Origin of the sequence: Pseudoalteromonas sp. CF6-2 (genome assembly GCF_021729425.1) — a bacterium.
GTDB lineage: Bacteria > Pseudomonadota > Gammaproteobacteria > Enterobacterales > Alteromonadaceae > Pseudoalteromonas > Pseudoalteromonas arabiensis.
This window is the reverse complement of the sequence record NZ_CP091442.1, coordinates 3,354,845-3,375,110: the sequence shown is the minus strand read 5'-3', so window position 1 is coordinate 3,375,110 and position 20,266 is coordinate 3,354,845. Positions and strand designations below refer to the sequence as shown.

At 41.9% G+C, this 20,266-nt stretch carries 22 protein-coding genes; 18 read left to right on the top strand and 4 right to left on the bottom strand.

What is annotated here, in order from left to right; all coding sequences use genetic code 11:
* Positions 1-502: 502 nt before the first annotated feature.
* Genes coxB through L3Q70_RS15670 form a run of 4 tightly spaced genes read left to right on the top strand, consistent with a single transcriptional unit; the run spans position 503 to position 4,678 of the window.
* Positions 503-1,645 (top strand): cytochrome c oxidase subunit II, encoded by a 1,143-nt coding sequence (gene coxB / locus L3Q70_RS15685; RefSeq protein WP_237114566.1) that lies wholly within the window; start codon positions 503-505, stop codon positions 1,643-1,645.
* Positions 1,645-3,237 (top strand): cytochrome c oxidase subunit I, encoded by a 1,593-nt coding sequence (gene ctaD, locus L3Q70_RS15680; RefSeq protein ID WP_062568346.1) that lies wholly within the window; start codon positions 1,645-1,647, stop codon positions 3,235-3,237. Before coxB ends, ctaD begins: the two co-directional genes overlap by 1 nt.
* Positions 3,237-3,791, top strand: a complete 555-nt coding sequence (locus L3Q70_RS15675; RefSeq protein ID WP_193987958.1) for a cytochrome c oxidase assembly protein — start codon at positions 3,237-3,239, stop codon at positions 3,789-3,791. The genes ctaD and L3Q70_RS15675 overlap by 1 nt, the downstream gene beginning before the upstream one ends.
* A gap of 11 nt (positions 3,792-3,802) precedes the next feature.
* A complete protein-coding gene (locus tag L3Q70_RS15670; RefSeq protein WP_237114565.1) occupies positions 3,803-4,678 on the top strand; it encodes a cytochrome c oxidase subunit 3 in 876 nt (291 codons plus the stop codon).
* On the opposite strand, the gene L3Q70_RS20405 is transcribed toward L3Q70_RS15670, so the two are convergent.
* Positions 4,578-4,889, bottom strand: a complete 312-nt coding sequence (locus L3Q70_RS20405) for a DUF2909 domain-containing protein (protein WP_083515279.1) — start codon at positions 4,887-4,889, stop codon at positions 4,578-4,580. The two genes, L3Q70_RS15670 and L3Q70_RS20405, sit on opposite strands and share 101 nt — an antisense overlap.
* A gap of 14 nt (positions 4,890-4,903) precedes the next feature.
* Between L3Q70_RS20405 and L3Q70_RS15660 the strand changes: the two genes are divergently transcribed.
* From L3Q70_RS15660 to L3Q70_RS15600, 13 genes are all read left to right on the top strand, one after another.
* Positions 4,904-5,653 carry an SURF1 family protein gene (locus L3Q70_RS15660; RefSeq protein WP_237114564.1) on the top strand — a complete coding sequence of 250 codons (750 nt, stop codon included), beginning with the start codon at positions 4,904-4,906 and terminating at the stop codon, positions 5,651-5,653.
* On the top strand, positions 5,634-6,128 hold the full coding sequence (locus tag L3Q70_RS15655; protein ID WP_062568342.1) for a hypothetical protein: 495 nt from the start codon (positions 5,634-5,636) through the stop codon (positions 6,126-6,128). The genes L3Q70_RS15660 and L3Q70_RS15655 overlap by 20 nt, the downstream gene beginning before the upstream one ends.
* Positions 6,129-6,147: 19 nt before the next feature.
* Complete coding sequence (locus L3Q70_RS15650; protein WP_062568341.1) at positions 6,148-7,137, top strand: COX15/CtaA family protein; 990 nt, start codon at positions 6,148-6,150, stop codon at positions 7,135-7,137.
* A 9-nt stretch (positions 7,138-7,146) separates the two neighbouring features.
* A complete protein-coding gene (cyoE, locus tag L3Q70_RS15645; RefSeq protein ID WP_062568340.1) occupies positions 7,147-8,055 on the top strand; it encodes a heme o synthase in 909 nt (302 codons plus the stop codon).
* Positions 8,052-8,669: an SCO family protein gene (locus L3Q70_RS15640; protein WP_237114563.1), complete on the top strand. Its 618-nt coding sequence runs from the start codon at positions 8,052-8,054 to the stop codon at positions 8,667-8,669. Before cyoE ends, L3Q70_RS15640 begins: the two co-directional genes overlap by 4 nt.
* Before the next feature lie 168 nt (positions 8,670-8,837).
* Positions 8,838-9,110 carry an STAS domain-containing protein gene (locus tag L3Q70_RS15635; RefSeq protein ID WP_062568338.1) on the top strand — a complete coding sequence of 91 codons (273 nt, stop codon included), beginning with the start codon at positions 8,838-8,840 and terminating at the stop codon, positions 9,108-9,110.
* A 9-nt stretch (positions 9,111-9,119) separates the two neighbouring features.
* Entirely contained in the window at positions 9,120-9,482 is a 363-nt protein-coding gene (locus L3Q70_RS15630; RefSeq protein ID WP_062568337.1) for a response regulator, read from the top strand.
* A gap of 15 nt (positions 9,483-9,497) precedes the next feature.
* Positions 9,498-11,585, top strand: coding sequence for a chemotaxis protein CheA (locus L3Q70_RS15625; protein ID WP_237114562.1), 2,088 nt, complete (start codon positions 9,498-9,500; stop codon positions 11,583-11,585).
* Positions 11,582-12,067 (top strand): chemotaxis protein CheW, encoded by a 486-nt coding sequence (locus L3Q70_RS15620; protein ID WP_062568335.1) that lies wholly within the window; start codon positions 11,582-11,584, stop codon positions 12,065-12,067. The genes L3Q70_RS15625 and L3Q70_RS15620 overlap by 4 nt, the downstream gene beginning before the upstream one ends.
* 29 nt (positions 12,068-12,096) lie before the next feature.
* On the top strand, positions 12,097-14,424 hold the full coding sequence (locus L3Q70_RS15615; RefSeq protein WP_062568334.1) for a methyl-accepting chemotaxis protein: 2,328 nt from the start codon (positions 12,097-12,099) through the stop codon (positions 14,422-14,424).
* A 63-nt stretch (positions 14,425-14,487) separates the two neighbouring features.
* Positions 14,488-15,309: a protein-glutamate O-methyltransferase CheR gene (locus L3Q70_RS15610; protein ID WP_237114561.1), complete on the top strand. Its 822-nt coding sequence runs from the start codon at positions 14,488-14,490 to the stop codon at positions 15,307-15,309.
* Positions 15,302-15,919 (top strand): chemoreceptor glutamine deamidase CheD, encoded by a 618-nt coding sequence (gene cheD / locus L3Q70_RS15605; protein WP_062568332.1) that lies wholly within the window; start codon positions 15,302-15,304, stop codon positions 15,917-15,919. The genes L3Q70_RS15610 and cheD overlap by 8 nt, the downstream gene beginning before the upstream one ends.
* Before the next feature lie 8 nt (positions 15,920-15,927).
* Positions 15,928-16,959 (top strand): chemotaxis response regulator protein-glutamate methylesterase, encoded by a 1,032-nt coding sequence (locus L3Q70_RS15600; protein ID WP_237114560.1) that lies wholly within the window; start codon positions 15,928-15,930, stop codon positions 16,957-16,959.
* Here the strand turns inward: L3Q70_RS15600 and L3Q70_RS15595 are convergent.
* Positions 16,949-17,980 (bottom strand): polysaccharide deacetylase family protein, encoded by a 1,032-nt coding sequence (locus tag L3Q70_RS15595; RefSeq protein ID WP_237114559.1) that lies wholly within the window; start codon positions 17,978-17,980, stop codon positions 16,949-16,951. The genes L3Q70_RS15600 and L3Q70_RS15595 overlap by 11 nt on opposite strands.
* On the opposite strand from L3Q70_RS15595, the gene dinF reads away from it, so the two are divergent.
* The gene (dinF, locus tag L3Q70_RS15590; protein ID WP_083515278.1) at positions 17,957-19,291 is read left to right on the top strand and encodes an MATE family efflux transporter DinF; all 1,335 of its coding nucleotides are present in this window, start codon (positions 17,957-17,959) and stop codon (positions 19,289-19,291) included. The genes L3Q70_RS15595 and dinF overlap by 24 nt on opposite strands.
* A 4-nt stretch (positions 19,292-19,295) precedes the next feature.
* Here the strand turns inward: dinF and L3Q70_RS15585 are convergent, their stop codons facing one another.
* The gene (locus L3Q70_RS15585) at positions 19,296-19,565 is read right to left on the bottom strand and encodes a hypothetical protein (RefSeq protein ID WP_062568329.1); all 270 of its coding nucleotides are present in this window, start codon (positions 19,563-19,565) and stop codon (positions 19,296-19,298) included.
* 14 nt (positions 19,566-19,579) lie between these two features.
* On the bottom strand, positions 19,580-20,155 hold the full coding sequence (gene nfuA / locus L3Q70_RS15580; protein WP_062568328.1) for a Fe-S biogenesis protein NfuA: 576 nt from the start codon (positions 20,153-20,155) through the stop codon (positions 19,580-19,582).
* Positions 20,156-20,266: the final 111 nt, after the last annotated feature.

Below are 20,266 nucleotides of genomic sequence, written 5' to 3'. Positions count from 1 at the left end.
CTTAAGTAACTTTAGCGTTTTCAGTCGCGCTCGTTTTTTGTTTTAATGTTTTGTACTGAGTAAGATGTTTTCAAAATGGTGCGTCAAACTGATTTAATTTGGTGCGACGCCGCTTTTTACCTATTTAGCATTGATTTGTGACCCCTTAGCGTTGCTCGGAGTCCATGTATAGCGCAGTTTTCCTTTCTTTTTGAGTTTTTGCTCTTCCCCTTTTTTACAAATAACGCTCTGATTATAGTTGTTATTTTTGCACCAAAATAAACATTTCTTAGATTAAAAACTTGCTTATTGTTCATTTTTTAACTAATTGGTTAATACAATGTGTTAACACCGTTTTACTAAAAAGACACAAAATAATGTGCAGTGGTGTTAAACGATGAGCTTGTATCAGATTTCTGTCGTGTTGGTACGTGTTTGCTCTAAACAATAAAAATACGAATGGGCACCTAGCTGTACGCCTTTTCGCTTTGCGTCTTGCAATAGCATCTAAAGGAGCTGTCACATGGGTAAAATGCGTTATGCCTTGTGGCTTATTTTAGTGTCTCTACCGCAGTTAGCATTGGCAAATAGTCAATTTAATATGCGTAAAGGGGTAACTGATATAAGTAATAATGTTTATGAGTTACACATGACGATATTTATTATCTGTTGTGTCATCGGCGTCATCGTTTTTGCGGTGATGTTTTGGGCTTTAATACATCATAGAAAATCAAAGGGGGCAAAGCCCGCCCAATTTCATGAAAGCACAAAAGTTGAAATTCTTTGGACTGCCATTCCGTTTGTGATTTTAATTGCCATGGCTGTGCCTGCCACAAAAACCTTAATCGCTATGGAAGATGCCTCTAAGGCAGACATCACCATTAAGGTCACGGGTTCTCAATGGAAATGGCATTACGAATATATGGGTGAAGATATTGCCTATTACTCGATTTTGTCGACACCAAAAGATCAAATAGATAACCAAGCTGAAAAGACAGCAAATTACTTACTTGAAGTCGATAAGCCGTTGGTCCTCCCTATCAACAAAAAAGTACGCTTTTTGATGACTTCTGACGATGTTATTCACTCTTGGTGGGTTCCTGACTTTGCGGTGAAAAAAGATGCCAATCCGGGCTTTATCAATGAAGCATGGACACGCATTAACGAACCCGGTGTTTACCGAGGCCAATGTGCTGAACTGTGTGGTAAAGATCATGGTTTTATGCCTGTTGTGGTTCAAGCATTACCTGAAGATGAGTTTGCAACTTGGTTGGCTGATGCCAAACAAAAAAAAGCGAATGCGGCAGCAGCGGATGCTGCATTACTTGATCAAACACTCGCGAAAGAAGAGTTAATGACACTCGGTGAGCAAGTCTACATGGCTAGCTGTGCAGCATGTCACCAACCAACAGGTATGGGGCTACCCGGTGTATTTCCTGCGCTTAAAGGCAGCCCTATTGTACTAGGTGATGTTAAAGATCACATTGATATTGTGCTTCATGGCAAGCCTGGTACAGCAATGCAAGCATTCGATAAACAGCTTTCAATTAAGCAGCTTGCAGCTGTCATTACGTATAAACGAAATGCTTGGGGCAATGATACGGGTGATGTTATCCAGCCGAGTCAAATTCAAGCAGCGATTGATGCAGCAGCGGAGGCGAACTAATGAGTAACGTTATTAATGAGCAAGCCACTGAGCATGCGCATCACGACCACCACCCTGCTAAGGGGTTCAAGCGTTGGTTATATACAACAAACCATAAAGATATTGGCAGTTTATACCTCATTTTTTCACTAACCATGTTTTTAATTGGTGGTGCGATGGCAATGGTGATCCGCGCTGAGCTTTTCCAGCCAGGTCTGCAACTTGTCGATCCTCACTTTTTTAACCAAATGACCACCGTACATGGTTTGATCATGGTGTTTGGGGCTGTTATGCCTGCCTTTACTGGATTGGCCAACTGGATGGTGCCAATGATGATTGGTGCACCTGATATGGCTTTGCCAAGGATGAATAACTGGAGTTTCTGGATTCTACCTTTTGCCTTTTTAATCCTGTTAGCTTCATTGCTGATGCCTGGTGGTGGCCCTGCATTCGGTTGGACTTTTTATGCGCCACTGTCGACTACTTACAGTAACGATAATACCGCACTCTTTGTCTTCGCTGTGCATATTATGGGCATTAGTTCAATCATGGGGGCGATTAACGTTATCGTGACCATTGTGAACTTAAGAGCCCCTGGCATGACATGGATGAAGTTGCCATTGTTTGTTTGGACATGGTTGATCACCGCATTCTTATTGATTGCTGTGATGCCTGTGCTTGCCGGTGCGGTGACCATGGTGCTTACTGATAAATACTTTGCGACCAGCTTTTTTGATGCCGCAGGGGGGGGCGACCCTGTGATGTTCCAACATATTTTTTGGTTCTTTGGGCACCCTGAGGTGTATATCATGATTTTGCCGGCGTTCGGTATTATTTCTACTATCGTGCCGACTTTCTCACGTAAAAAGCTATTTGGTTATGCCTCTATGGTGTATGCCACTTCATCGATTGCGCTGCTTAGCTTTATCGTATGGGCACATCACATGTTCACTACAGGCATGCCGGTTGCGGGTGAGCTGTTCTTTATGTACGCCACGATGTTGATTTCGGTACCGACAGGCGTAAAAGTGTTTAACTGGGTCGCTACCATGTGGCGAGGCTCAATTAGTTTTGAAATTCCCATGATGTTTGCCATTGCTTTTATCGTATTGTTCACCTTGGGAGGTTTCTCTGGCTTGATGCTTGCGATCACACCTGCTGATTTCCAATATCATGATACTTATTTTGTGGTTGCTCACTTCCACTATGTACTCGTTACAGGCGCAGTGTTCTCTATTATGGCGGGAGCCTATTACTGGCTGCCAAAATGGACTGGCAATATGTATAACGAAACCTTGGCTAAATGGCATTTCTGGTTATCACTAATTAGTGTCAATGTGCTGTTTTTCCCGATGCATTTTGTTGGCCTTGCGGGCATGCCACGTCGTATCCCTGATTATGCTCTGCAATTTGCAGACTTTAACGCCATTATTAGTATTGGTGGGTTTGCGTTTGGCCTTTCACAATTACTGTTCGTGCTGGTGGTATTTAAATGTGCCAGAGGTGGTGACAAAGCGCCTGCAAAAGTATGGGATGGTGCAGAGGGGTTAGAGTGGGAAGTTGATTCGCCCGCACCTTACCACACCTTTGAGACACCGCCGGAGATTAAGTAATGAATCATGCACCTTTGCTCAAAAAGCTCCTGCTAGCATGCCTTGGTATGTTTGCATTTGCCTTTGCATTGGTGCCGCTTTACGACGTGTTTTGTGATGTTACGGGCTTAAACGGCAAACCTTCTCTTGAGAAGGCTGTAGTGAGTGACACAGTTAATACTGAGCGTTCTGTAGATGTAAGCTTTACAACACATGCACAAAGCGGTGCACCATTCAAAGTTGAGTCCCAGCAGTACAGTGTCGCTGTGCAGCCAGGCGCTATGCGTGAAGTTAAGTTTAGCGCTAAGAATACCAGCAACACAGACAAAATAATGCAAGCAATTCCCTCGGTATCGCCAGGAAAAGCAGCTAAATACTTACACAAAATAGCCTGTTTTTGCTTCGATCAACAGCCTATGAAAGCAGGTGAAGAAATCGAGTTTACTTTACTATTTTATGTCGATACTGAGCTACCGGATGATGTTGAAGAGCTGACATTGTCCTATACCGTGTTTGATATTAGCGGGCAGGTTGTGGCTAAAAACGATGAAGCCGCCAAGCTAATTGCTAATTAGGAGCAAACAAAATGAGTCAGAATTACGAAAAATATTATGTACCAGCTGAAAGTCCGTGGCCGATTGTCGGTGCAATTGCGATGTTTTTAATTGCTGTTGGCGCTGGTTTAACTGTGATGCAAGTCAGTGGCGAAGGCAGCAGTGGTCAATATGTATTGTATTTAGGCATTGCGATATTAATTTATATGGTTTTTAGCTGGTTTAGAAACGTTATTGAAGAGTCGCATAAAGGGCTTTACTCAGCACAAATGGACCGTTCATTCCGACAAGGCATGAGCTGGTTTATATTTTCTGAAGTAATGTTTTTTATGGCATTCTTTGGTGCACTTTTTTATGCCCGTATGATTTCTGTACCTTGGTTGGGTGGGGCTGGTAACAATGCCATGACCAATGAAGTACTTTGGCCAACCTTTGAAGCCGTATGGCCTCTTTTAACCACCCCCAGTGGTGACACAACACAGGCTATGGGCTGGCAAGGGCTCCCATTAATTAATACCCTTATTTTACTTACCTCCTCGGTCACTATTCACTTTGCTCATGTGGCAATGGAAAACAATAAGCGTGGTGCGCTAAAAGTATTCTTATCGCTAACCGTGTTATTAGGTGTCGTTTTTTTAGGCTTACAAGTATATGAATATATGCATGCTTATCAGGATCTCGGTTTAACCCTAGATGCGGGTGTATATGGCAACACGTTCTTTTTATTAACTGGTTTTCACGGTATGCACGTGACCTTGGGGACGGTCATTCTGCTTGTCGTACTGTTGCGTATATTCAAAGGTCATTTTAGTAGTGAAAAGCATTTTGCGTTTCAGGCCGCAGCTTGGTATTGGCATTTTGTTGATGTGGTTTGGCTGTGTTTATTTGTATTTGTGTATGTGCTGTAGCGTGACGAAGAGGTGATGGGTTGGTGTGAATAAAGCCCAATTTCATTGCGGCAATAATGATCACCAACACAACAACAGAGAAAAGTACTCTGCGTCCTAAATAGTGTGACATGGGTCGTGCGGTCTGTTTTGCTGACATCATTACAAACAGTGCTCGAAAAAGGTTAAACACAATATATAACAATAACAACACAATGATGATTTTTATCATTTTAGGTTTCCTTGATGCAGTTAATTTTATGGCGTAAACAAAAGCTTAGTTCAATTATCGCAATTTGCGTTGTGGTGTTTGCGGTGCTGATTTGTTTGCGTTTAAGTGTTTGGCAGTATCAACGCGGCGAGCAAAAGCAGCAGCAATTAAGTCAGCTCGCTGTATCAAGCCAACAAGGTGTTATGGATTGGCAAGCACTGCAAAACTTACCCGATGGTGTTAACAAAACGGGCTTACAGGTCAAAGTCTCTGGGGTGGTTAATAAACAACATTACTGGCTACTTGATAATCAAATATATCAAGGGCAAGTAGGTTATGACTTACTTGCAGCTGTAAGCATCAAAGGAGAGACAGCCCCTTTAATTGTTAATTTTGGTTGGCTCAAAGCCCCCGCTGATCGTAATCAATTGCCATCAGTGGCTTGGCCTAGCAGTGCGCTTATTACAGCGACAGTTCAAATAAAACAAGGCCAGCTGCAAGGCTTTACTTTAGCGGATGACATTGGTGCAGAAAGTGGCTGGCCAAAACGTATTCAGGGAGTCGATTTAGCCATCTTTAGTCGTCAACTAGAGCAGCCGTTACACGCCTTTATTGGTTATCGTAAAGAAGCAGATGGCTTAGCGACACCCCATTACAAAAGTGTTGTGATGGGTCCTGATAAACATTACGCCTATGCAGTGCAATGGCTGCTAATTGGCTTGGCCTGTGCTGTTATTGCGTATTTTTCGATGAGAAGGAGACATCATGAAAATAAATCCACTTAGTTTGTTTGCTCTGTGTTGTTTTGTGCCCCTTATTCTGGCCTTTGCAGCATTAAAGCTTGAGTGGTTGCCAAGTGGCTCTAGTAATCATGGTGAGCTGTTAAAGACCGAAGTAAAACTCGCTGATTGGCAGCAAGGAGACCCTAAGCAATGGACAATTGCACTTAACTATCCAGATGATTGCCAATTAAGGTGTGAAGAGCAGCTTGCGAGTCTTGAAAACTTATACGTTGCGTTAGGGAAAAACCAGCAAAAAGTGGATGTTGCTGTATTAAGTCGGCAGCAAAAAACAGCAGCGAATTGGCGCCATTTAGAAGAAAACGCAGATCTTCAAGCGGGGGACTTATATTTAGTCGATCATATGGGACTGGTTGTTTTGCATTACCCCTATAAAAACAAACCTGAAGAGAATCGGTTAATTCAAAAAGGCTTACTGAAAGATTTAAAAAAACTACTCAACTACGCACGTTCAAGTTAATACTCGGTAAGGGGCAATAATGTATAAAAATTATAAATATTTAGTCTTATTTACGTGTTTTCTATCTGTTTTAGTGGTGGGGCTTGGGGCATATACGCGGTTAAGTGATGCAGGGCTCGGTTGCCCTGATTGGCCAGGGTGTTACGGGTTTTTAACTGTGCCAAAGCATGAAACTGCACTTTTGCATGTTGAGCAGAATTATCCAGATATGATGTTTGAAGCAGCAAAAGCATGGAAAGAAATGATTCATCGCTATTTTGCAGGAGCATTAGGCCTATTTATATTGGCGTTGTTTGTATTTGCTTGGCTGAAACGTCAATACCCCACTACCCCAGTGAAACTACCGCTAGCACTTTTATTGCTGGTGGTTTTTCAAGCGGCTCTAGGAATGTGGACAGTGACCATGAATCTGCAACCTTTGGTTGTTATGGGGCATTTATTGGGTGGGTTTAGCATTTTATCTTTAGTATTTTTACTATATTTGCGGCTGACCTCTAAGCCTATTACTGGCGGTGATGCAGGGGCGAGGCCTTATTACAGATTAGCGCTGATAGGGTTAGTGGTGTTGGTATTACAGATAGCTTTAGGCGGTTGGCTTGCGGCTAATTATGCAGCCCCACACTGTAATGGTTTACCACTATGTAGTTACGGGCAGCCGTTTTCACTCTCAAGTGTGTTTCAGCTGCCGCTCGAGCACAGTACCTATGAGTATGGCGTGTTATCGCAACAGGCACGCATGTCTATACATTTACTACATCGCATATGGGCACTGGTAACCTGTGTGGTGCTTGCGTTGATTATGTGGCGAATCTTTTCGAAATCCTATTCTCGAAAGATCAAGCACTGCACTGTAACAGTACTGGTGGCCTTGTTATGCCAGATTTGCTTGGGTCTTGCTGTCGTGCATTGGCATTTTCCATTAGGCGTCGCACTTGCTCATAACTTAATGGCGGCGTTGTTGCTTTTGAGCATGGTTAGACTTTGTTTTCATCTAAAAGCAAGAACTTAGGAGGCTGGGATGGCACTTATTTTAACAACTGAAAAATCAGTAACAGCGCAGATCACTGAATTACTGAAGGACTATCTAGCAATAAGCAAATTTAAAGTTGTTGCGATGTTAGTACTCACAGCTTGGGTAGGATTAGCACTTGCCCCTGATATGGGAAGAGATGTATTTGTTCAATTAGCAAGTCTACTAGGCATAGGTTTATTATCTGCAGCTGCGGCAGTAATAAATCATGTCGTTGATAGTGAGATTGATAGCAAAATGGCACGCACACGACATCGTCCTGTGGCAAAAGGCCGCTTAAGTAAGCTACATGCTCTTAGTTTTGCCGCCATCATAGGTGTGCTTGGGTTTATTATGTTGATGATCTGGGCGAATACGTTAACTGCTGTGCTTACGCTGTTTGCTTTGGTTGGCTATGCTTTTATCTATACTTCTTTTTTAAAACGAGCAACCCCACAAAATATTGTCATCGGTGGACTTGCTGGTGCGATGCCTCCTTTATTAGGCTGGGTATCAGAAACAGGGCACATGGCAGCTGCGCCTTGGTTATTAGTGATGATTATTTTTACTTGGACGCCGCCGCACTTCTGGGCGTTGGCTATTGCGCGTAAAAGTGATTACGAGCGAGCAAAAATCCCTATGTTACCTGTCACTCACGGCATTGAGTTTTGCAAAACATGTGTAGTGGCATATTCAATTTTATTGGCCTTAGTATGTGTATTGCCTTACCTAATAGGTATGTCGGGGATTATTTATTTATTTGCTGCAAGTGCTTTAAATGCGGTTTTTATTTATAAAGCGCTAAAACTAAAGTTTGCGCCTAAAGAGGGTACGGCAATGGACTTATTTCGTTTTTCAATCGTACATTTAATGCTACTCTTTATCGCCCTATTTATTGATAAGTGGTTTCTTGTATGAAACATTTTTTAGCTGTGCTAATGGCATGCCTTAGTCTTATTATGATCGGTTGCGGTAGTGAGAAGTCTGCCCCTGATGTTTCTGCGCTTGTGTATGAGAAGGCAAAGCCAATTAGCCCTTTTTTATTAACCGACCAACATGGAAATCCTGCCGATAATAGTCAGTTAAAGGGGCATTGGAATTTACTGTTTTTAGGCTACACCAGCTGTCCTGATATCTGCCCTATGACACTGGCAAAACTTACAAGTGTACAAAAGCAATTAAGCAAGGATTATGACGTACAGGTGTGGTTTGTTGCTGTCGATCCAAAGCGAGATACAACGGCTAAACGTAAAGCTTATATTGATTATTTTAATACTGATTTTTTAGCTGTATCAGGGTCGCATAAACAGCTATTTCCCTTTGTGCGGGAGCTTGGCTTAATTTATGCGATTAATGATAGCGATGAGCAAGAGTATGCTGTCGACCATAGTGCTTCGGTGGTGATGGTTGATCAAGCTGGGGCTGTGCGAGCGATTTTTAAACCTGAATTTAAGCAAGGTAGTGTGCCTTTGATTAATGCCAAAACATTAACGCAAGAGTTTAAGGAAATTGCTGACTATTATGCTTTATAACTTGTATAGAGCAGTAAAGTATTTTGAAAGAGAGCAGATGCTCTCTTTTTTTATTTTTCCTCTAAGCTATTAAAAAAAATTACTATTTTTTAATTTAAAAAATGGCAATTTTATTAACTCAGTCTAAGCTTTTGTTATGAATTATTAAAAGCCATGAAGAGCGTGTTAATGATAAAGCTTCCTACTGAACTCGCAATTACTCAGGTTGAGTCGTTACACCAAGATTTACTACAAGAGTTGTCGTCAAATGATGATATATGTCTTGATATCAGTGAAGTAACGAGAGCCGATACTGCGTCAGTACAGCTGCTGTGTGCATTACAAAAACATTTGCTTTCGGTTCAGCATAAAATTATTTGGGTTGGACAAAGCGAACCATTGCAACAGGCAATTAATAGTTTGGGATTAAGTCATTACCTTGTGCTTGAAAATACCAATTAAGAGGTTTTTATGAAAAGAATTTTAGCAGTCGATGACTCAGCATCAATGCGACAAATGGTTGGTTTCACCCTTAAAAAAGCGGGCTTTGACGTAACGGAAGCAAAGGATGGCAGCGAAGCATTGAGTATCGCAAAGCAGCAGGGCTTTGATGCGGTAATTTCTGATGTCAACATGCCGGTAATGGATGGGATCACACTGATAAGAGAGTTACGCACTCTACCAGACTATAAATTTACTCCTTTACTCATGCTGACCACAGAATCGGGTCTAGATAAAAAGTCAGAGGGTAAAGCTGCTGGCGCAACAGGCTGGATAGTAAAGCCTTTTAACCCAGAGCAATTGTTAGCGGTATTAAAAAAAGTGATTCGCTAACAATAGGAGCGGGGCATGAGTATAGATCTAAGCCAATTTTTTGAAGTGTTCTTCGAAGAAAGCTTTGAAGGACTCGATGCAATGGAAGCTGAGTTATTAAACCTAGTTCCAGGCGAAGAAGACTTAGAAACAATCAATACAATTTTTCGCGCTGCGCATTCTATCAAAGGAGGTAGCGGAACATTTGGATTTACTGCAGTTGCTGACTTCACCCACGTTTTAGAAACTCTTTTAGACCAAATACGTGAAGGCTCACGAGACTTAACTGCTGAGCATGTAAACCTCCTTTTAAAGTCAGTTGATTGTTTGCGGGCGTTATTACGTGCTCTGCAGGCTGAACAACAGCCTGATTTAGCGGAAGCTGATGAACTACGTATAAAATTTGAAGAAATTTTAGGTATGCGCGCAGCAGCAAAAGCCGTGGCAAGCAATACAGATAGCGAAGAGCCTAGCGCAGAAAGTAGTCGAAACACTTTTCAAATAGATTTTAAGCCTCATCACCATTTATTTAAAACAGGTAACGAACCGCTGTATATGATCAGCGAGCTTGCTGAGCTAGGTGATCTTGAAACTCAGGCATTCCAAGATGATGTGCCAGATATTACCGACTTTGCGCCTGAAGAATGTTTTTTATCTTGGCGCTTCTTTTTAACCACAGATAAAGAGCAAAGCTGCATCGAAGAGGTTTTTGAGTGGGTTGAAGATGATGCTGATATCACTATTACACTATGCGGTGGCTTATTTGGTGATGAACTAGAAGAAAAAAAAGTAGCACAAGTAGCCACTGATACAGACATCAAAGAGACAGAAACTGCGGCTAAGCCTACGGCGGAGGTTAAGAAGTCAGCGCCAGTTAAATCAGCCGCAGCCAATACAGAGTCTACTTCGATTCGTGTTGGAATCGATAAGGTGGACTCGCTAATTAACATGGTCGGCGAGCTCGTTATTACACAAGCCATGCTTAGCCAGTTGGGTGAGCAAGAGATAACCGAAGCAACCATTGCTTCTTTACAAGAAGGGCTTGCTCAACTCGCTCACAACACCCGGGACTTACAAGAAAATGTGATGCGTATAAGAATGTTGCCGATTAGCTTCGTTTTTAGCCGTTTCCCACGCTTAGTGCGTGATATCTCTCAAAAACTCGACAAGCAAGTTGAACTAAAGCTTTTAGGTGAGCAAACCGAGCTGGATAAAACTGTGATGGAGAAAATCTCTGATCCCATGGTGCATCTAGTAAGAAACTCACTTGATCATGGCTTAGAGACAGTTGAGAAACGGGTCGCAGCAGGTAAAGATCCGGTCGGTACCGTTACATTGAATGCTTTTCATCAAGGCGGAAATATCGTGATTGAGATCATGGATGATGGTCAGGGCTTAAATACAACGAAGATCCGTGAAAAAGCGATAAAAAATGGCTTAATTTCCGAGTCTGATGAGCTTAGTGATAATGAAATCAATGAACTCATTTTCTTACCTGGCTTTTCGACCGCAGATCAAGTGAGCGATCTATCCGGACGAGGCGTCGGCATGGATGTGGTGAGAAGAAATATTGAAGCACTGAGCGGGTCAGTCGAAGTCTCATCAGCCCCAGGTGTAGGGTCGACCTTTACTATTCGCTTACCACTGACACTAGCGATTCTTGATGGCCAGTTAGTTCGTATTGCTGAACATACTTACATCATCCCACTCATTTCGATAATTGAATCACTACAAATTGATATCAGCAAAGTAAGTCGGGTAGGAAAAGACTTAGACGTATTGCGGCTGCGTGATGAATATATTCCTATCTTACGCTTATACACTATTTTTAATCACCAAGGTGCAATAGAAACACTTGATAAAACCTTGTTAGTTGTCGTTGAAAGTGACAACCAAAAAGTAGGTTTGCTGGTAGATGACTTACTGTCTCAACAACAAGTGGTTATTAAAAGCTTAGAAGCCAATTATCAAAAAGTGGATGGGGTGTCTGGCGCAACCATTTTAGGAGATGGTCGCGTTTCGTTGATTGTCGATATTAGTGGCTTGATTAAGCTATCTGGACTGAGAAAACCGGGAAGTCAGGAGCTTATCATCGAGTCTAAAGCAAGTTTGGAGGCGTCATGATTACATCGCAAGACGACTTACATAACAAACTAACTTTGGATCAAAATCAGGATGTTAAACAGTTCTTAACGTTCATCATGGCAGATGAAGAGTATGGCGTTGATATTTTAACAGTTCAAGAAATTCGCAGTTGGGAAGAAATAACCGTCATTCCAAATGCGCCAGATTTTGTTAAAGGAGTAATTAATCTGCGGGGAACCATAGTGCCTATTATTGATTTACGGCGTCGATTTGCGATTCCGGCTATTGAGTATGGGCCGCTGACAGTGGTGATTATCCTCAAGGTGAAATTAGAAAGCACAAGTAAAATTATGGGTATCGTTGTCGATGCCGTTTCGGATGTCTATAGCATTGCTGAGCATGAAGCGAAAGCAGTGCCCCACTTATCAGATTCTGAGCATGCGCAATTTGTGGCAGGTTTGGTGAATGTGGGTGAAAAAATGGTCGCATTATTAGACCTACAAAAAACGATGGACATTTAATTGGGTTGATTAACAAGAAGGTGAAGGGTATGGGATGGTTTAGCAGTCCTAAAAGTGTTGAGTCAAATAATGATTTAATTGTTACTGCATTGAATAAGTCACTTGCAGTGATTGAATTTCAACCATCGGGAACAATCTTGACAGCCAATGCAAATTTCTTAAGCGTCATGGGTTACCGGCTTGAGGAGATTCAAGGGCAGCATCACGCGATGTTTGTTGCTGAAGAGGAGTCTAAAAGCACCGAATACCAGCAGTTCTGGCAGCGTTTGCGAAACGGCGAATTTATCTCTGATGAATTTAAGCGCATCGGTAAAAATGGCAAAGAGATTTGGATCCAAGCGACCTACAACCCAATTATTAATAATGACGGCCAAGTTATTAAAGTCATTAAGTTTGCCAGTGATATATCAGCACAAAAAGAGCGAGACAAACAATCACAACGTGATGCAGATTTATCTAATGCATTACGTGTCTGCCAAGCAAGTGTGATGATTGCTAATAATGACCTTGAAATTGTTTTTGTTAATGAGCAGGTTAAACAAATGCTAAAGGCGCGTGAAAGTGACTTACAGTCAGTTTTACCCAATTTCTCTGTAGCCAATTTAGTGGGGACTTGTGTTGACGATTTTCACAAACAACCAAGTCATCAGCGTGAGTTATTAAGGACATTGACTGAACCTTATAAAACTACCTTACGCCTTGCAGGTTTAATCTTCAGTTTAATTGCCACACCTTGGGTCAGTGTCTCAGGAAAGCGTTTGGGGACTATTGTTGAGTGGCAAGATATTACCGACAGAGTTAACAAAGCTGAGGCTGAAAAGCGTGAAGCCGAAGAAAACCTGCGAGTGCGTCGTGCGCTTGACAGGGTTGCAACAAATACCATGATTGCTGATGCGGGTAATAACATTATTTACATGAATGAAGCCGTATTGAACATGATGAAAATTGCTGAAAGTGATTTGCGCAAAGACCTACCTAACTTCAATAGCAACAACTTGATTGGTCAAAATATCGATGTGTTTCATAAAAATCCTGCTCATCAGCGTAACATGCTGGCAAAACTTAGCAGTACCTACAGCACGGAGATTGTTGTCGGTGGACGCACCTTTGGTCTTGTGGCCAATCCTATCTTTACACCTGATGATGAGCGTATTGGTACAGTGGTGGAATGGGATGATAGAACAGCAGAGGTTGCCATTGAAAAAGAAATTGCTGGTTTAGTCGCTGCCGCAGGTAAAGGAGACCTAGAAGCCCGAGTAGAAGAGACTGGTAAAAATGGCTTTTTTCTACGCTTAGCGCAAGGCTTAAATAGCATGGTCAGTATTGTTGAGGATGCGGTTAAAGATACTGGTAATATGCTTGATGCAATGGCGAACGGTGACTTATCAAAACGTATTGAACAAGAGTATCAAGGGTCATTTGAGAAATTAAAACGTGATGCTAATGCCACGGCTGATAAGTTAACTGAAGTGATTAATCGCATTAATAGCTCTGCAACGTTAGTAGCCAGTGGTGCTGAGGAAATCTCACAAGGTAATGCTGACCTGAGTCAACGCACTGAAGAGCAAGCATCGTCACTTGAAGAAACAGCATCAAGTATGGAAGAAATGACCAGTACAGTTCGCCAAAATGCTGATAATGCCAAAGAGGTCAATGAACTTGCAGAAGAAACACGTGCTAAGGCGCAAAAAGGCGGTGAAGTTGTTAATCGCGCGGTGACAAGTATGTCGGCCATCAATGAGTCGAGCAAGAAGATTGCCGATATTATTAGTGTGATTGATGAAATAGCATTCCAAACAAACTTACTTGCATTAAATGCTGCTGTTGAGGCCGCAAGAGCGGGCGAGCAAGGCCGAGGGTTTGCTGTGGTTGCAGGGGAAGTGCGTAATCTTGCGCAGCGTTCTGCGGCAGCGGCAAAAGAAATTAAAGAGTTGATCCGCGATAGTGTCGGTAAAGTTGAGGACGGTACCTTACTGGTTAATGAGTCAGGCTCAACACTGCAAGAAATTGTAACCGCTGTGCAAAGAGTTACAGCCATGATTTCTGATATTGCCCAAGCATCAGAAGAGCAAAGTTCAGGTATTGAGCAAGTTAATAAAGCGATTGCACAGATGGATGAAATGACGCAGCAAAATGCAGCACTCGTTGAAGAGGCTTCTGCGGCTGGTGAGTCAATGGCTGAGCAAGCAAATGACATGCGACGTTTACTAAACTTCTTTTCTCTCTCTGTTGAAGAAGAAACAGATATAACCAGCCGTGCTTCGAGTGTATCCGTTAAGCGGCCAAGCCAATCAGCACCTGCTTCGCCAAAAGGTAATAACTTTGTAGACCCAAGTGATGAATGGGAAGAGTTTTAAAACTCTTCCCACTCTACATCGCTAATACAATGTGTATTCCCTCTAAGGCTGGTGGGTTAAATTATGAAAGAGTTTTTACTAACGGATAGTGATTTCAAAAACATTTCATCTCAGGTATACGATGCTTGCGGTATCGTACTTGCGGAGCATAAGCGTGAAATGGTGTATTCACGCTTAGCAAGGCGACTTAGGTTACTTAAGTTAAAGAGTTTTAAAGACTATTTAGCTTTTTTAGAAGAACATAAAGAGCGAGAATTTAGTGAGTTTATCAATGCGATTACCACCAATTTGACGTCATTTTTTCGTGAACCACATCACTTTAACTATCTAAAAAATACGATAGTGCCGAGACTATTGACTACAAATGTACAGCAAAAGCGAGTGCGCGTTTGGTCAGCAGGCTGCTCCACAGGGGAAGAGCCCTACACGATAGCAATGACCCTAAGTGGTCTGTTCCCGACTAATTGGGATGTAAAAATTCTAGCCACTGACCTTGATTCAAACGTACTTGCTAAGGCGCAAGCTGGTACTTATACAGCAGCTAATGTAAATGGGCTCGATAAAAGTCAGCTAAAACGTTGGTTTTTAAAAAGTCATGATGGTCAGCTCTATAAAGTAAAACCACAGTTACAAGAGAATATCTTTTTTAAGAGGTTGAATTTACTTGAGCAGTGGCCGATGAAGGGAGCATTTGATGTCATTTTTTGTCGCAACGTAGTTATTTACTTTGATAAGCCGACAAAAGATACGCTTTTTCATCGTTACTTTGACTTATTGAATGACGCGGGGCATTTGTTTTTGGGGCATTCAGAAACCATGGGCAAAGACCATCAAGAATTTAAAAACCTAGGCCAGACGATTTATCAAAAGGTGGTTAATGAATAGTCATTTCAAACCAGTATTATCAGGGTTTGAGCACGTAAAGCGTTTTTGGGACAGTCACAGACAAAAGGTGGTCGCAAAAGTGTTACCGGGTGAATTCTATGTCTCTAAAAATGATGAACTGATCACCACCGTACTTGGCTCATGTATTGCTGCATGTATCTATGATCAAGGGTTAGGTGTTGGTGGCATGAACCACTTTATGCTACCGATACAAAAAGGCGTGGATCCGAGTAATGCTCACAGTTTAAATTGCCGTTATGGTAACTGGGCTATGGAGTTTTTAATTAATGAAATTTTAAAAAATGGTGCATCAAAACGTAACTTAAAAGTGAAGCTATTTGGTGGTGGTAAAATTATTCGCTCAATGACAGATATAGGCGTCGGTAATATTCGCTTTGCAAATGCATATGTACTTGAGGAAGGTTTAGATTTAATATCACATGACGTCGGTGGCCCTTGGCCTCGTAAAATAATTTTTAACCCTCAGACGGGTCAAGCACAAGTAAAAAAGCTGCGTGATCTGCATACTGATAAACTAGAAAAACGTGAAGTTAAATACTTACACGAAATCGAGCAGCAAGATGCTGGAACAGACATTGAGCTATTTTAGGAGAGTGTATGATCAAGGTACTTATTGTTGATGATTCTCCCTTGATCCGTGGTTTACTGAAAGAGGTACTTGAGCAAGCGGGTGATATGCATGTTGTAGGTGCCGCTGAAGACCCTTATCAAGCACGTGATCTCATTAAGCGTTTAAATCCTGATGTACTGACGCTTGATATTGAAATGCCAAAAATGGATGGCTTAAGCTTTTTGAAAAATTTAATGCGCTTGCGACCTATGCCGGTTGTTATGGTTTCAACATTGACTCAAAAAGGCTCACCTATTACCCTCGAAGCGCTAGAACTCGGGGCTGTGGATTTTATCGCAAAACCAACGGCTAATGTGTCTGAAAACTTGCAACGCTATGCGTACTTAGTACAACAAAAAGTCCGTACAGCAGCAGGTGCAAGGATCCGAGCATTTAAAGAGCAGAAACTAGAAAAAGATAGCTCACTCGACAGTCTGCAATTTAAAAGTAATGCAGTGATGGCCATAGGTGCTTCAACGGGGGGAACAGAGGCAATCAAAGAAGTGCTTATCCGTATGCCCAAACACTGCCCACCCATTGTGATAACACAACATATTCCACCTGTGTTTAGTACTTCATTTGCGATGCGGATGGATCGAATCTGTGCGATAAATGTTAAAGAGGCAGAGCAAGGAGATAAGTTAGAAGCTGGCTGGGCTTATATTGCCCCAGGCGATCAGCATTTAAGTGTGGTGAAAAAGGGAGCTGCGCTGTATTGCCAATTAGACTCAGGTGAGCCCGTTAATCGTCATCGGCCTGCTGTAGATGTGTTATTTAACTCTTTAGCAGCTTTAAATTGCAAAGCAACGGTAGCGTCTTTATTAACTGGAATGGGCAGTGATGGTGCAAAAGGATTATTAGCTTTACATCAAGCTGGTGCCTATACCATGGCACAGGATGAGCTATCGTCTGTGGTATGGGGGATGCCAAAAGCCGCAATCGAATTGAATGCGGCTAATGAAATTGTCAGGCTTGATAAAGTAGCAGCACACATGCTTAACCAGGCTGCTAAGGTGTAATTACCCAAGGTTGTGAAAACCAATAATAACTGCCTTTTTTATTGATAGAAGGGGCTGTACAGTTGAATCGAGAGCGGCCCTTTTTCAATTGATTAGGCGAGGTAATTTGAACAGTATCTTTACTTGTCCAATCAAGGTTAGCTTGACCAACACCCGACACATAGCATGCAAACTGGCTTTTGTGAAAATCCTGCATATCGAACTGGATGCTCAAACTTGGCGGGTTTTCGCTGGTCACACTATCAGTGTAATTTAATGCTTTAATTGTGAAAGCTTGTGAGTCAAGTTTCGTTGAAAGCGTATCAAGCTTAGAATAAAAACCAGACGCAGGGAAGCGTGGTAATCGCGTAAAATCAGAGTGAACACCTACTGCACCTGAATGTTGACCAATACCAACAAAGCCTAATGATTTAATTAATCCTTGTAACTCGTTATTGAATTCACCATAGGGATAAGCAAGGTATTTATAATCATGACCTATTTCATCTTTAATGCGTTTTTGAGCATTTAAAATATCTTCTTTAGTGCGAGATTGCCACTGAGCGTCAGTCTCACCTTCTTGTTTTAAATGCAAGTAATTGTGCACTTGCGTATGATTACTTATCAAGGCTCCTTTTTTAGCCAGCTCTTTTAATTGCTGCCAAGTCATGACATAGCTTTTGCCACTATCAATAAGTTCAGGGTTTACAAAAATAGTATAAGGATAGCCAAACTTTTCGAGGATAGGGGCAGCTTGTTCATAATTATTTTTGTAACCATCATCAAACGTGATTGCGACGGTTTTATCAGCTAACTCTTGACCTGCCTGTAGTTGAGAAATCAACTTATTTAATGGGATAACATTAAATTGCTGGTCTTTTAAATACTGCATGTGCTTGGTAAACGTCTCGCTGCTGACGCTTGTAACAGCCGGAAGGGTTTCACTGACGTGATGATACTGTAAAATAACGGCGCCGTGGGCACGCATTGATAAACCTAACAGGACTGCAAAAACTACATGAAACATTTTCTTAAACGTCATAAGGCACACCATAAAAGTTTGCTGTTATTAGCCGGTCCAATGATCTTATCAAATATTACTGTTCCATTGTTAGGATTAGTTGATACTGCAGTCATCGGTCATTTAGGCAGTGCTCACTACTTAGCCGGTATTGCACTGGGCTCAGCAGTTATCTCCCTATTATTTTGGCTAGCAGGATTTTTACGTATGAGCACCACGGGGCTTGTAGCGCAAGCTTACGGTCGAGGCGATCATACTTTGCTAGCTGAATTATTAAAGCGCAGTTTGTTATTAGCGACTTTCGTTGCGCTTATATTAATCACGCTTAGTGTACCTATTCAATCCTTAATGGCATATTTATCGGGCGCAAATCAAGCGGTGCTAGAGCAAGCACATAGCTATTTTTCAATCCGTATTTTTAGTGCGCCAGCTGCGTTGTGTAATTTAGTGCTATTAGGATGGATGTTGGGGGTACATTACGGCAGAGGGCCGTTTTATTTATTACTCATCACTAATATTACCAATATCGTGCTTGATATCTATTTTGTTGTTTTTCTTGATTGGAAAGTGGCTGGAGCGGCTTGGGCGTCGCTAATTGCAGATTACATCGCTTTTGCCTTTGCACTTTGTTTAGTTTATCAGTTGGCTAAAAAGCAGGGCATTAACCTAGCGGTAAAGGCGTGGTTTAACGTGGCTAAACTGCTCGAATTAGTCAATTTAAATCGTGATATCTTCATTCGTTCACTGGCGTTGCAATTGTGTTTTAGCTTTATGACCTTTTATGGCGCAAGAATTGGCGAAACAACACTGGCAGCGAATGCAGTACTGCTGAACTTTTTAATGCTCGTCAGCTTTGCGCTTGATGGTATTGCATATGCAAGTGAAGCTAAAGTAGGTAAAGCAAAAGGCGAAAAAAGCACTCAGCATATACAGCTGTGGGTTAATTTGAGTTTGTTCTGGGGGGGACTGTTTGCATTATTTTACAGCTTAATATTTTTAATCTTTGGTAATGCAATTATTCGTTTATTAACCGATGTGCCAGAAGTAATTAGGATGGCTGCAGATTATTTGCCATGGGTGATTATCTTACCAATTGCAGCAATGGCATGCTTTTTATTCGATGGTGTTTTTGTTGGTTTAACGCGTGCAAAAGATATGCGAAATACGATGCTGATTAGTGCAACACTCGGCTTTTTTGGGTTGTTTTGGTTGGTGAGTGATTGGCAAAACCATGGCCTTTGGTTCGCAATGACCATTTTTATGCTGATGCGGGGTGTAACGTTATGGTTGCGCTATCGTTATATCGTTAAACAAAATAGCTTGTTGAATTAAGCGTTTATTTCCAAAGGTCAGGATCATCATCTTTGGGAGATGCTCGCTCAAGAACTTGAGCAAAACGGTTGGCAAAAATACCTAAGTAACCCCAAGCGGCAAAAAATAATGCGATGGCCAAAATAAGTAAGCCAATCAGCTGCAAGATTGCAGGGCCATAATAACCAGTGGCAATAAAAATCACGGCCAGCACAAACAGTGCTAGGCCGCAAAGAAAGCGTTTCAAGCTTAATTTGGGGTCGCTACCTAAGCGAAATACCCATTGTTTAAGCATGCTTTAGATACCGATTAGTAGTAAGAGTGCTCACCCGATTGGTGATCGGTAATGTCTCTCACACCATTGATTTCATCAAACTTAGCGATCATTTCTTTCTCGATGCCCTCTTTCAACGTGACATCAATCATCGAACAACCGTTACAGCCACCACCAAATTGCAGAACAGCAATACCGTCAGCGGTAATTTCAACTAAACCAACTTGACCACCGTGGTTTGCAAGTTGTGGATTGACTTCAGTTTCAAGCATGTGTTGTACACGCTCTTGTAACGTTGCGTCGTCGCTAAGCTTACGTGCTTTGGCATTAGGCGCTTTTAGAGTTAACTGAGTGCCCATTTTGTCAGTTACAAAATCGATTTCAGCTTCTTCTAAAAAAGGCGCACTTTCTGCGTCAACAACGGCATCAAAGCCATTAAAAGGTAGACGAATATCAGTCGCTTCAACCGCGTCTTCTGGGCAGTAAGAAACACCACACTCCGCCTGCGAAGTACCTGGATTTACAACAAAAACACGAATGTTTGTTTGTTCAGCTTGGTCTGCTAAAAGTTTAGCAAAATGAGATTGTGCAGATTCAGAAATAGAGATCATAAAACGGACTATACTTGACTAAATTACTCGGATACTGTGTATCATACTCCGCTCATCGTATTGTCGCCAGTGTTGAGCGTAAAAAGTTGCATCTATTTTGTCTAGTGGTAG

Coding starts and splice junctions, on each gene's coding strand:
- coxB (WP_237114566.1), top strand. CDS start 503: ATGGGTAAAATGCGTTATGCCTTGTGGCTTATTTTAGTGTCTCTACCG.
- ctaD (WP_062568346.1), top strand. CDS start 1,645: ATGAGTAACGTTATTAATGAGCAAGCCACTGAGCATGCGCATCACGAC.
- L3Q70_RS15675 (WP_193987958.1), top strand. CDS start 3,237: ATGAATCATGCACCTTTGCTCAAAAAGCTCCTGCTAGCATGCCTTGGT.
- L3Q70_RS15670 (WP_237114565.1), top strand. CDS start 3,803: ATGAGTCAGAATTACGAAAAATATTATGTACCAGCTGAAAGTCCGTGG.
- L3Q70_RS20405 (WP_083515279.1), bottom strand. CDS start 4,889: ATGATAAAAATCATCATTGTGTTGTTATTGTTATATATTGTGTTTAAC.
- L3Q70_RS15660 (WP_237114564.1), top strand. CDS start 4,904: ATGCAGTTAATTTTATGGCGTAAACAAAAGCTTAGTTCAATTATCGCA.
- L3Q70_RS15655 (WP_062568342.1), top strand. CDS start 5,634: ATGAAAATAAATCCACTTAGTTTGTTTGCTCTGTGTTGTTTTGTGCCC.
- L3Q70_RS15650 (WP_062568341.1), top strand. CDS start 6,148: ATGTATAAAAATTATAAATATTTAGTCTTATTTACGTGTTTTCTATCT.
- cyoE (WP_062568340.1), top strand. CDS start 7,147: ATGGCACTTATTTTAACAACTGAAAAATCAGTAACAGCGCAGATCACT.
- L3Q70_RS15640 (WP_237114563.1), top strand. CDS start 8,052: ATGAAACATTTTTTAGCTGTGCTAATGGCATGCCTTAGTCTTATTATG.
- L3Q70_RS15635 (WP_062568338.1), top strand. CDS start 8,838: ATGATAAAGCTTCCTACTGAACTCGCAATTACTCAGGTTGAGTCGTTA.
- L3Q70_RS15630 (WP_062568337.1), top strand. CDS start 9,120: ATGAAAAGAATTTTAGCAGTCGATGACTCAGCATCAATGCGACAAATG.
- L3Q70_RS15625 (WP_237114562.1), top strand. CDS start 9,498: ATGAGTATAGATCTAAGCCAATTTTTTGAAGTGTTCTTCGAAGAAAGC.
- L3Q70_RS15620 (WP_062568335.1), top strand. CDS start 11,582: ATGATTACATCGCAAGACGACTTACATAACAAACTAACTTTGGATCAA.
- L3Q70_RS15615 (WP_062568334.1), top strand. CDS start 12,097: ATGGGATGGTTTAGCAGTCCTAAAAGTGTTGAGTCAAATAATGATTTA.
- L3Q70_RS15610 (WP_237114561.1), top strand. CDS start 14,488: ATGAAAGAGTTTTTACTAACGGATAGTGATTTCAAAAACATTTCATCT.
- cheD (WP_062568332.1), top strand. CDS start 15,302: ATGAATAGTCATTTCAAACCAGTATTATCAGGGTTTGAGCACGTAAAG.
- L3Q70_RS15600 (WP_237114560.1), top strand. CDS start 15,928: ATGATCAAGGTACTTATTGTTGATGATTCTCCCTTGATCCGTGGTTTA.
- dinF (WP_083515278.1), top strand. CDS start 17,957: ATGAAACATTTTCTTAAACGTCATAAGGCACACCATAAAAGTTTGCTG.
- L3Q70_RS15595 (WP_237114559.1), bottom strand. CDS start 17,980: ATGACGTTTAAGAAAATGTTTCATGTAGTTTTTGCAGTCCTGTTAGGT.
- L3Q70_RS15585 (WP_062568329.1), bottom strand. CDS start 19,565: ATGCTTAAACAATGGGTATTTCGCTTAGGTAGCGACCCCAAATTAAGC.
- nfuA (WP_062568328.1), bottom strand. CDS start 20,155: ATGATCTCTATTTCTGAATCTGCACAATCTCATTTTGCTAAACTTTTA.